Source organism: Streptomyces sp. NPDC001980, from assembly GCF_040296885.1.
In the GTDB taxonomy this organism is placed as follows: domain Bacteria; phylum Actinomycetota; class Actinomycetes; order Streptomycetales; family Streptomycetaceae; genus Streptomyces.
On the sequence record NZ_JBEOYD010000047.1, the window covers coordinates 67,909 to 78,092 of the forward strand.

Genomic DNA, 10,184 nt, shown 5'->3' on the forward strand with positions numbered 1-10,184 from the left:
AAGGCACATCGTCGCGTGCTGAAGCACGAGGGGCAGCGTCTCCGTGGTCTCCTTGCCCCACGCTCCCTCGCGCCGCCCCCCTTCGTCCCAGATCGCCGGGCAGCCGGACGCCACCGGCTGAGGCTGCTCCTCTGCGCGGTTATCCGGGCCAGCATCCTCAGGGGTCACCTCGGCTCCTGCTCACGAAGAAGTCCTCCCGTACACATACAAATGGTATGCGCCACCAAGAAAGCCGCCATATCCAACAAGACGCTGGCGCTCGCTTGCCGGCTCCTTCGGCCATTGCCTGTCTTACCGGAACAGACGGCGGCCTACACAAACGATCAGGTGAGCAAGCGCAGGCGGTTCGCGCTCGCAGCAGTCGCTCACCCTCGCCCTCGGGAGACGGCGCCACCAGCACGTCGAGCATCACCTGTGCATGCGTACGGAAGACCGTCCCCGCCATGGCTCGTGCGGCATGGGTCAGTCGCTGCAGCCCGGCGTCGCACTTTCCGCGGGACGAGACCCAGCCGACCAACTCCGCGCGAGCGCCTCGAATGCAACTGCAGCCCCGCGACAGCAGCGGCGCAGCTCGACGTGGTGAAGAACACCGTCGTGTACCGGATCCGACGCGCTGAACAGATGCAGGGGCGGAGCGTCAAAGAACAGCAGGGCATTCTGTGGGCAGCGCTCCATCTCGTCGACGTCGTCGACCCCGTGGAGTCGCAATATTCGGCCTGACGACAGAGCGCACAGGCAGTGCGCCGTAGCGCCCCCTGATCGATCAAACGGTTCGAGCAGCAGCCCACCGGCACGCGGACGCCCGAGGACCGTGTCATCGACGGCGTGTGGAGCCGGATGCGGTTCGACATCGTCCGGTGGCTTTCGGTGGCGCCGGCGAGGCCGGTTGGATCACTCCGGGGCGGGGTCATCCGGGGGTGCCAGGTGGCTCGGCGGAAGTCGACGACGAGCTGTGGGCGGCTGTCCAGCCACTGCTGCCTCGCCGACCCACTACCGTTGCCGCGGCGGTGAGCACAAAGGATGCCGCAAGTAGTTGGCCTGTCCAACAAGGCCGCCGGTAAGGTCGTCCATGTGACAGGGGAAGAGGCGACACCAGGAAAGTCGGGAGCGGCGTCCGGCAGGCAGCAGCGCCGGAGGCACCCTGATGATCCCGGTCGTCAGCGCGACCCGGTGGGCACCCGGCGGGCCATTCTGGCCGCCGCCGGCGCGGAGTTCGCCGCCCACGGTTTCGACGGGGCCCGGGTCGTGCGGATCGCGGAGTCGGCCGGCGTCAGCCATCAGCTGATCACCTACTACTTCGGGGGCAAACGCGGGCTGTACGAGGCGCTGAGCGATCAGTGGCTCGAGGAGTCCATGCGCGTCAGCCAGGCCCGTACCTTCGCGGATGCCGCGCGGCGCTACGTCCACTGGGCGCATGAGGACCCCGCGTGGGTGCACACGCTGACGCGCGAAGAGCCCGGCACGCGCCCGCCCGCAGAGGACGAGCGGGCCGCCGAGCTGTTCAAGCACGTCGAGGAACTCCGCGCCCGGCAGGCGCGCGGTGAATTCCGGAGCGACCTCGACGTGGGGGCCGTGGCCCTCGTCTTCTTCGCCGCCTCGATCGCTCCGGTGGCCATCCCGTGGATCGCCCGTGAACTCGGCCAACAGGACCCAGAATCACCGGAGTTCATCGACCACTACGCGGAGCAGGTGGGCCGGATCGTCTCCGCGCTCGCCGAAGCGACAACAGCGACACAGGCGGCACAGGACGAGGGCTCGCCGGTGGACGGCGAGCCCCAGGACTGACGACCACCGGATCCCCGACCGGATCCCTGGGTTCCGGGAGTCCGTGCGCCGCTCAGCCGGGCGGCAGCCGCCGGGCCATCTGGAGGTGCGCCAGCTGCCAGCCGCCCGACGGGGAGCGCACCCAGACCCGGGTGACGGCGGCCTGGATGACGAACGGGGTCAGCTCGGGCACGAAGGCGACCCGCATCTCCTGGAGACAGCTGACCACGGCCGTGGTGCCGAAGCTCTGGACGGTCACGTCATGGGTGTCCACCTGACTGGTACGCCCCAGGCGTGCCGCGTACCGCAACCAGTCGTCGACGCCGTGGATGTGGCCCACCGCCGAGTGCACGATCACGCAGTCGGGATGCATCAGGTCGCGGAGCACCGGTTCCGGGTCCGGGAGGGTCTGTGCGGCGAGCCAGGCGGCCTCGGCCTCCTCGACCGTTGCGGGAGCGGAGGCGGGGACGGGGGCAGCGGCGGCGAGGTCTTTCGCCACGGTCGATGAGGTGGTCACAGCTCCAGCTCCAGGATCGGGGACTTCGACCGGGACGAACATGGGGTGAACAGACCCGCCCCGCGCTCCTCGTCGGTCAGGACGTCGTCCCGGTGGTCGGGCTCACCGGCGCGCACCCGCACGATGCATTCGCCGCAGATGCCCTGTCCACACGAGTTGGGCGCCTCGACCCCGTTCGCCAGCAGGACGTCCAGGACGCTCTGGTCCTCGGGAACGAGGTACTCCGCTCCCGTGGAGGACAGGCGCACGGTGAATCCGCCCTCCCCTCCCTCGCCGGGCTCGGCCGCGACTGGGGGCAAGGCGCTGAAGCGCTCCTTGTGCAGGGCGGACACGGGCCATCCGAGCTCGGCCGCCCGCCCCAGCGCGTAGTCCATGAACCCGCCGGGGCCGCAGACGTAGACCGCGGTCCCAGGGGCGGGGTCCCCCAAGTCGCTTCCCAGATCCAGGCGTTGCTCCGGGGGCTCGTCGTCGAAGTGGAGTGTGACCCGCGGATGGTTCTCCAGGTCGGCGAGGAACGCGGCCTCGCTCCGGCTGCGGGCGCAGTAGTGCAGGTGGTAGTCGCCCCCGGTGGCGTCGAGGCTCTGGGCCATCGACAGCAGCGGGGTGATGCCGATGCCGCCCGCGAGAAGCACGTGCCGGCGCGCGGACGTCAGGCCGAAGCGGTTGCGCGGTGCGGCGATGCGCAGCGTGTCGCCCTCGGCGAGGGCGTGCATGGCGCGTGAACCGCCGCGCGAGGCGGGCTCGTCGAGGACCGCGAGCCGGTACTGCTTGCGGATGCCCGGTGGTCCGCACAGGGAGTACTGCCGGATCAGTCCAGCCGTACCGACCTGTACGTCGATGTGGGCGCCCGGCTCGTACTCCCACAGTTCGTCGCCGTCGGCCCGGGCGAGGTCGAAGACCGCGATTCTCGGCGTGGCGTCGTACCGGGCCACGACGACCGCGTCCGTCCAGGTGGTGCTCACGCTTCGGTCACGCCCCTGCCGCCGTGGGTGCTGCCGCCCGGTCCGTCCCCGTGGGCGACTCCGGTCGGGTGACGAGGCCGGCCTCCACACGGCGGACCGGCTCGCCGGGGGTGGCGACGCCGAGCGGGGTGCGTCCGGCCTCGACGTCGTCCAGCATCGTGCGCAGCATGCGCCGGAGCATGACGACGCCCTTGTCGGACGGCGCCAGGGTCTCTTCGGAGTGTTGGGTGATGGGGCCCTGTGACCACTGGGCCTCGTAGTCGCCGGGGAAGCGCTGTTTCTCCTCCTCGCTCAGCTGCCAGCCGTCCTTGCCGTTCTGCTTGATGCCGAACATGAAGGACGTGGCCCGCTCGGGGTCGGCGGAGCGGATGGAGAAGACCAGCCGGTGGTGGGTGTCGTCGGCTGGGACGACCCAGATCAGCATGTCGTTGCGGACGTCGGGGGTCGAGCGGATGAAGTCGGGCAAGGCGATGATGTTGGGCAGCATGCACTCCACCGACCACTCCAGGTCGACGGGTGCGCCACCGTCGCCCTTGGTGTCCTGGTAGCGCCAGACGTACTTCACGCCGTTGTCGGTGCGGTGGTAGGTGGTGCGCTCGGCGGCGGTGCGGTGGTTGTAGTAGTGCTCGGGGAAGCCGGTCGTGCCGGTGCCCTGGAACTGGAACCCGCTGTGGTTGGAGTGCAGCCACGCGGCGTGCACGGGGTCGACGGCGTTCTCGAACAGCTGGAGCCAGTTGTAGTCCTGCTCCAGGCCGATGACCTCGGCGCCGGGCACCATCCAGCTGGTGTGATAGCTCTCGCCCTCGCCCAGGGGTTCGAGGCTGTCGTAGCGCGGCAGCGGGGGCTTGATCTCGGGCGGGCCCATGTAGACGAAGACCAGGCCGTAGGCCTCCTCCACCGGATACCACGGCTGACGTGCGAGATTGCGGCGCTTGCCGCCGTCGAGTTCGCAGGCCTGCTCCAGGCAGTGGCCCTGCACGTCGAACTTCCAGCCGTGGTAGCAGCAGCGGATGCCGTCCTCCTCGACACGGCCGTAGAAGAGGCTGCTGCCGCGGTGCGCGCACCGCTCGAAGACGACGCCGGGGCGGCCCTGGCCGTCCCGGAAGACGATCAGGTTCTCGCCCAGCAGGCGCACTCGGTGCGGAACGTCGCTGGTCAGGGCGGTGGAGCTGGCGATCGGCTGCCAATGGCGGCGCAGCGCCTCGCCCATCGGGGTGCCGGGGCCGACCTCGGTCAGGCGGGCGTCGTGGGAGGAGGGCTTACGGCCGTAGCCGGTTCCCGTGTCGGGCACGGTCATGTCGGTCATGTGGACCATCTCCTCGGCGTTGAGGCAGTGGGGACGCGTGTACGAGGGCCGTTCGAGGGGTCGGACAGCCCGCGGTCGAGGCTGCTTCGCGCTGTCGCGAGGCGTTACGGCGCAAGCGTGCGGCGGCTCTCCGGCACGCTTGGACAGAGACGGACAGGCACGGCCAGCGGTGTGCGCCCCTGAGGCGTTCATGCCGTTGTACGGCCCTGATGAAAAACTGTCAATGGCTCCGACCTGGTTTGATGAATTACTTGCAGACCCCTGTCGAATCGCCGGACGCTCTTGTTACGGTGACCCGGCACCGAGGTGGCGCCCCGCTCGCGGACTTGGCCGCACCTCGCGACAACACCTGAGAACGTGCCGAGCCGGCGACCGCCTCCCCGCGATTTTCCGCAGCTCCTCCAGCGCGCGTTCGCTCCAGAGCCGAAGGAGACGAGATGTCCGGACCCAGCGCAGGACCCTCCGTATGAGCGCCGGGCACAGCGCCGAGTACGACTACGTCGTCGTCGGCGCGGGTACGGCCGGCTGCGTCCTCGCCGCGCGCCTGTCCGCGGACACCGGGACACGGGTGCTGCTGATCGAGGCCGGCCCGCCCGCGGACCGCGGTCTGCTCGTTCAACTCCCCCTCGGGGTCGGGCTGCTGTCGGGACGCAAGGACATCGGCTGGGGTTACGAGTCGGAGCCCGAGCCGGGTCTGAACGGCAGGCGTATCCCGGTCCCGCGTGGCCGGCTGGTCGGCGGCACCGGATCGATCAACGGCTCGACCCATGTCCGCGCGCACCGCCTCGACTACGACGACTGGGTCAAGTCCGGCGCGAGGGGCTGGGGTTGGGAAGACCTGCTGCCGTACTTCCGCCGCTCGGAGAGCAGTTGGCGCGGGGACACCGAGCACCACGGCGGGTATGGACCCGTCACCGTGTCGACCACGGTCCGGCGAGGTCCCTTCGGCCGCCGTCTGGACCGCGCCGCCCGATCGCTGGGCATCGAGTTCCCCGACGACACCCAGAGTGGGGACCCCACCGGAGCAGGCCAGGTCGAGAACGCCATCCACCGTGGGCGACGCCACAGCACCGCCGCCGCGTACCTGCGCCCCGCGCTGCGGCGACGCCCCGGCCTCGCCCTGCTCACCGGGGTGCTGGTGGACACGCTCGTGCTCGACCAGGGACGTGTGACGGGCGTCCGTGTCGTGAAGGGCGGACAGAGCCGGGTGATCCGGGCGGCCCGCGAGGTCGTGGTCTGCGCGGGTGTCTACAACTCGCCGCAGCTGCTGATGCGTTCGGGCATCGGACCGGCGGATCACCTGCGCGAGCACGGCATCGAACCGGTGGCGGACCTGGCCGGCGTCGGCGCCAACCTCCAGGACCACCCGGCGGCTCCCGTGCTGTTCGACGTCAAGGATCCGGTGACCTTCCACGAGCACCTGCGCGTCGACCGCGCGGCGGTGGGCGCGCTCCGCTGGCTGCTTACGGGCAACGGTCCGCTGGCCGGGATGCCCGAGTTCCTCTCCGCGTACATTCGCACCCGCCCCGACCTGGACCGTCCCGACGGGTTCCTCGGCATCCTGGCCGGCGGTTTCGACGCCCGGCCATGGTTCCCCGGCGTCCGGCCGCTGAAGGACCGGCACTGCGTGGCCCTCAACGCCGTCGCGACCCCCCGCAGCCGCGGCGAGGTCAGGCTGGGCTCCGCCGACCCGGCCGCCCCGCCGCGGATCACGTTCAACCTGCTCACCGAGCCGGAGGACGTCGCCGCGCTACGGGAGACCGTGCGCACCACGCTGGCCATCCTGCGCAGCCCCGAGGTCGCCCCGATGATCAAGGCGGAGCTTGCACCGGGCCCCGACGTGCGCACCGACGCCGACTTCGAGCGCTATCTGCGCGAGACCGGTTACTCCGCCAACCACGCCTGCGGCACGTGCGCCATCGGAACCTCCGAGACCGCGGTCGTCGACCCCGACCTGCGGGTGCGCGGCATCGACGGACTGCGTGTCGTCGACGCGTCGGTGCTGCCGACCGTGCCCGGCGCGAACATCAACGCCACCGTCATCGCCGTGGCGGAGAAGGCCTCGGACCTGATCCGCGGGATCCCGGCAGCCTCCGGTGCCCCGCTCCATGAGAGGACCGCGGGATGAGGGAACCACTGTCGTACGCCATCGCGCGCAAGGCGGCCGAGGCCGCGCTGGACGCGGCCCGGGCCGAGGGGGCGCGGATCTGCGTGGCGGTCGTCAACCGCAGCGGCATCACCAAGGTGCTGCTCAGCGACGACGGAGTCGGCCCCATCGGGGTCGAGACCGCGCGCCGCAAGGCCTACACCGCCGCCGTCACCGGTGTGCCGACCTCGAAGTTCGCCGCTTTCGCCGCGTCACCCGCGATGGCGGTCGCGCCCGTGCACCACGTCGACGCCGACCTCCTGGCCGTACCGGGCGGGGTGCCCATCACTGTGGACGACGGCGAGGTCATCGGTGCCGTCGGCGTCGGCGGAGCCGACGCCGAGACCGACGAACGACTCGCCTCCCGCGCCCTGGAAGGCCTGAAGGACCTGATCGCGTGAGCGCCTCTGCCACCCGTGACACCAAAGGAGAACGACCGTGATCGAGGACTTCCTCGTCGTCGAGGGCGTGGCCCACAACTACAACTTCCGGCCCGAGAACTGCGTCAACCCGCGCATCGGAGCGGCCATCGGCGAGCACCTCTACGGCCTGCACAAGCGGGTCAGCGGCCCCGAATACACCCTCGAACGCTCCACCTACATGCAGGGCGCGGGCGCGGACATCATCGGCCGGGCCCTGCTCGCGGAGAGCCAGACAGACGTGATCGCCTACCACGAGACGCCCATCTACGGCCACTTCCGGGACGGGGGCTCGGCGCTGGGCATCGGCCTTGAGATGCGCGAGAAGTGGCCGGAGCGCGTGCTGATCTACGGCGCGGTGTCCCCGCTGCGCCCCGGCGCCCTGGACCGGGTGGACGAGCTGGTGGAGGAGCACCGGGTCAACGCCCTCAAGCTCTATCCGATCGACGTGGTCGAGGGCCGGGCGACCGCGCTGGACATGGGGGACCCGGAGATCTGCTTCCCGCTGTTCGAGCGGGCCCGGCAGCACGGTCTGAAGGTCGTGGCCATCCACAAGGCCCTCCCGGTCGGGCCCGGGCCGACCTCCGCCCTCGGGATGGGCGACGTGGAAGCCGCCGCGCTGGCCTTCCCCGACCTCACCTTCGAAGTCGTCCACGGCGGCATGGCCTTCGTCGAGGAGACGGCCCTTCAGCTGGAGTCCTTCCGCAACATATGGGTCAACCTGGAGGCCACGTCGTTCATGGCGGTCTACGCGCCCCGCCGCTTCGCCCAGGCAATGGGTGCCTTCCTACAGGCCGGTGCCGCCGAGCGGATCATCTGGGCGACCGGCTGCGACGCCGTCCACCCCCGGCCGGCGATCGAGGCGTTCTGGAACTTCGAGATGCCCCGTGACCTGATCGAGGAGTACGGGCTGCCCGAGCTCACCAAGGAGATCAAGGCCGGCATCCTCGGCCGCAACTTCCTGCGGATGCACGGCATCGACGAGAAGGACCTCCGCGAGCGCATCCGAGGCGACGAGTTCGACACCACCGAACTCCAGGAGCCGTGGGGCGGACGCGTAGCCCCGGTCGACGACGCGTTGGCCGGTGCCCGATGACGGTCACGGAAACCCAGGTCCGCGCGACGCTCAACGAGATCCTCGATCCGTGCAGCATCACCGCGGGAATCCCCGCCGGACTCGACGACATGGGACTCGTCGGTGACATTCGCGTACAGGACGACGGCGCCGGCGGTCAGCGCATCGCGGTCACCGTCGGCGTGACCGAGCCGAGCTGCGTGCTCATCGGCTCGTTCGCGACCGAGGCCCAGGTCCGGCTCACGGCTCTGCCCGGTGTCTCCGCAGTGGACGTGCGGCTGGCGGACGACTTCGACTGGACCCCGGACAGGCTCGCATCGCACTACCGGCAACGGCTCGACGAACACCGTGAACACAAGCGTCGTACCCTCCCCCTTCTCGCCATGACCAGGACAGGACCAGCCGTTGACCAGTGAGACCTCACAGCAGCCGCACACCTCCGACCCGACGGCCGTGGCGGCGAACAACGCCGCGGTCATGGGCCGCTTCATGGAAGGGCTCAGCCGGGCACCGCTCCCGCCCGAGAGGGTCGACCCGACTTCCGTCCGGGTGCTGCGCGACATCGCCTACGGCTCGGCACCGGGTGCGGACCTGCGGATGGATCTGTACCTGCCGACGTCGTCCGCGTCGGCACCCACCCCTGTGATCGTATGGCTGCCGGGTGGCGGCTGGCGGCATCAACGCCGAGGCTACGGGCCCCGCTTGACCCGGCTCTTCGCCGAACGCGGATACGCCATGGCGGACATCGAGTACCGCTCCTCCGAGGTCGCCGTCTGGCCCGCGCAACTGCACGACGTACAGGCCGCGTTGGCCCGCCTGCGCGACCTCGCGGACACCTACGGCCTGGACCCGGATTCGATCGGCCTGTGGGGCAGCTCGTCCGGCGCGCACCTCGCACTGCTCACGGCCTTTGCCACCGACGCCGACGGTTCCCCCGCGGTGCCCGGCGTACGTGCGGTGGTGGCGGGCTATCCCCCGACCGACCTGCTCCGGCTCAATGAGGACGCGCTGCCCGGTGGAATGCTGGGCGTGGATCCCTCCGATCCGGCGTGGGGTCTGCTGGGCGGCCGGCCGTCGGACCGGGCCGCCGGCGCGGTCGAGGCCAGCCCGGCCCGGCAGGCCCACCCGCGGGTGCCGCCCGTGCTGCTCCTGCACGGCGACGCCGACCTGCTCATCGGCCCGGCCCAGAGCCGCCGCCTCCACGACACCCTGGTCGCCGCGGGCGCCGAGTCCCATCTGCTGCTGGTGCACGGCGCCGACCACGGCCTCCTCAACACCGGCGCCTGGGAACTGAACCCCATGACGGCCACGGTACGGTCCTCACGCTTCCCGGACGCCGAGGGCTCCGTGCGGCTGACCCCCCAGCTGATCGAGCGCTTCTTCGACCGCCACCTGCGAACGGACCCCTGGAACACCTGACCCAGCACGGCGCTACGCCGACATCGGCCGCGCTCCGCTACCACATCGGTGACACCTCTCACGGCATCGTGCGCCTCATCGTCACTCCAGGCGTCTTGTGCCGACGCGCTGTCCGATTGCCGCTCGGCGTTGTCCACCTTTCGCGGCACGTGACAAGGGTCAGGGTACGACGACCCCGCCCGACACTCGCGGGCCCCCAGAAACAGGACTGCAGACCAGTACGGCGGAGCCGGGTTTCCGGGTACCGCGACCGAGGTGGGTGGAGCAAGGCGGTCAGGACGGTCTCTGTGGTCCCGACGGAGTGGACGACCCCGACCTGGTTGACGCTGTTCAGCGGCCGGGAGCGCGGGGCCGATCGGCCAGCCAGGTGGTCGCCTTCCGCCGGAACGCGGCACAGTCCGGGCGGTGCGGCAAGGAAGCGGTCTACGCCAGCACGGTCTTCCACACCGAGGATGCGAGCGCCGGGCTGGGCGCCCTGCGTCAGGCGCTGAACGCGCCGCGGGCACTGCGCGACTACGGCATGCCCGAGGACGGCATCGCCAAAGCGCTGGGGCCGATCATGAAGGCGATCCCGGC

10 protein-coding genes and 1 pseudogene are annotated in these 10,184 nt (G+C 70.6%); 8 read left to right on the forward strand and 3 right to left on the reverse strand.

The annotated features are described in order from the left end of the window. Positions 1-210 precede the first annotated feature (210 nt). Together ABT137_RS43260 and ABT137_RS43265 are read left to right on the forward strand one after the other, a co-directional pair. Entirely contained in the window at positions 211-720 is a 510-nt protein-coding gene (locus tag ABT137_RS43260) for a helix-turn-helix domain-containing protein (RefSeq protein ID WP_351717817.1), read from the forward strand. 351 nt (positions 721-1,071) lie between these two features. Then, a complete protein-coding gene (locus ABT137_RS43265) occupies positions 1,072-1,785 on the forward strand; it encodes a TetR/AcrR family transcriptional regulator (protein ID WP_351717819.1) in 714 nt (237 codons plus the stop codon). A gap of 52 nt (positions 1,786-1,837) precedes the next feature. Here ABT137_RS43265 and ABT137_RS43270 read toward each other — a convergent pair whose 3' ends face one another. Genes ABT137_RS43270 through ABT137_RS43280 form a run of 3 tightly spaced genes read right to left on the reverse strand, consistent with a single transcriptional unit; the run spans position 1,838 to position 4,549 of the window. Continuing rightward, positions 1,838-2,281, reverse strand: coding sequence for a YybH family protein (locus tag ABT137_RS43270; RefSeq protein ID WP_275769008.1), 444 nt, complete (start codon positions 2,279-2,281; stop codon positions 1,838-1,840). Continuing rightward, positions 2,278-3,243 carry a PDR/VanB family oxidoreductase gene (locus tag ABT137_RS43275; protein ID WP_275769007.1) on the reverse strand — a complete coding sequence of 322 codons (966 nt, stop codon included), beginning with the start codon at positions 3,241-3,243 and terminating at the stop codon, positions 2,278-2,280. Before ABT137_RS43275 ends, ABT137_RS43270 begins: the two co-directional genes overlap by 4 nt. Before the next feature lie 7 nt (positions 3,244-3,250). Continuing rightward, positions 3,251-4,549: a Rieske 2Fe-2S domain-containing protein gene (locus ABT137_RS43280; RefSeq protein WP_351717821.1), complete on the reverse strand. Its 1,299-nt coding sequence runs from the start codon at positions 4,547-4,549 to the stop codon at positions 3,251-3,253. A 466-nt stretch (positions 4,550-5,015) separates the two neighbouring features. Here ABT137_RS43280 and ABT137_RS43285 point away from each other — a divergent pair, with 466 nt between their 5' ends. The 6 genes and pseudogenes from ABT137_RS43285 to ABT137_RS43310 all read left to right on the forward strand — a co-directional run. Then, positions 5,016-6,677, forward strand: a complete 1,662-nt coding sequence (locus ABT137_RS43285) for a GMC family oxidoreductase (protein ID WP_351717823.1) — start codon at positions 5,016-5,018, stop codon at positions 6,675-6,677. After that, positions 6,674-7,096, forward strand: coding sequence for a GlcG/HbpS family heme-binding protein (locus ABT137_RS43290; protein WP_351717825.1), 423 nt, complete (start codon positions 6,674-6,676; stop codon positions 7,094-7,096). The genes ABT137_RS43285 and ABT137_RS43290 overlap by 4 nt, the downstream gene beginning before the upstream one ends. 37 nt (positions 7,097-7,133) lie before the next feature. Next, the gene (locus ABT137_RS43295) at positions 7,134-8,210 is read left to right on the forward strand and encodes an amidohydrolase family protein (RefSeq protein ID WP_351717827.1); all 1,077 of its coding nucleotides are present in this window, start codon (positions 7,134-7,136) and stop codon (positions 8,208-8,210) included. Continuing rightward, entirely contained in the window at positions 8,207-8,605 is a 399-nt protein-coding gene (locus tag ABT137_RS43300; protein ID WP_351717829.1) for a metal-sulfur cluster assembly factor, read from the forward strand. The genes ABT137_RS43295 and ABT137_RS43300 overlap by 4 nt, the downstream gene beginning before the upstream one ends. Continuing rightward, positions 8,595-9,608, forward strand: a complete 1,014-nt coding sequence (locus tag ABT137_RS43305; RefSeq protein ID WP_351717831.1) for an alpha/beta hydrolase fold domain-containing protein — start codon at positions 8,595-8,597, stop codon at positions 9,606-9,608. The genes ABT137_RS43300 and ABT137_RS43305 overlap by 11 nt, the downstream gene beginning before the upstream one ends. A gap of 301 nt (positions 9,609-9,909) precedes the next feature. Continuing rightward, positions 9,910-10,184 (forward strand): annotated as a pseudogene (locus tag ABT137_RS43310) (hypothetical protein); the annotation flags it as partial.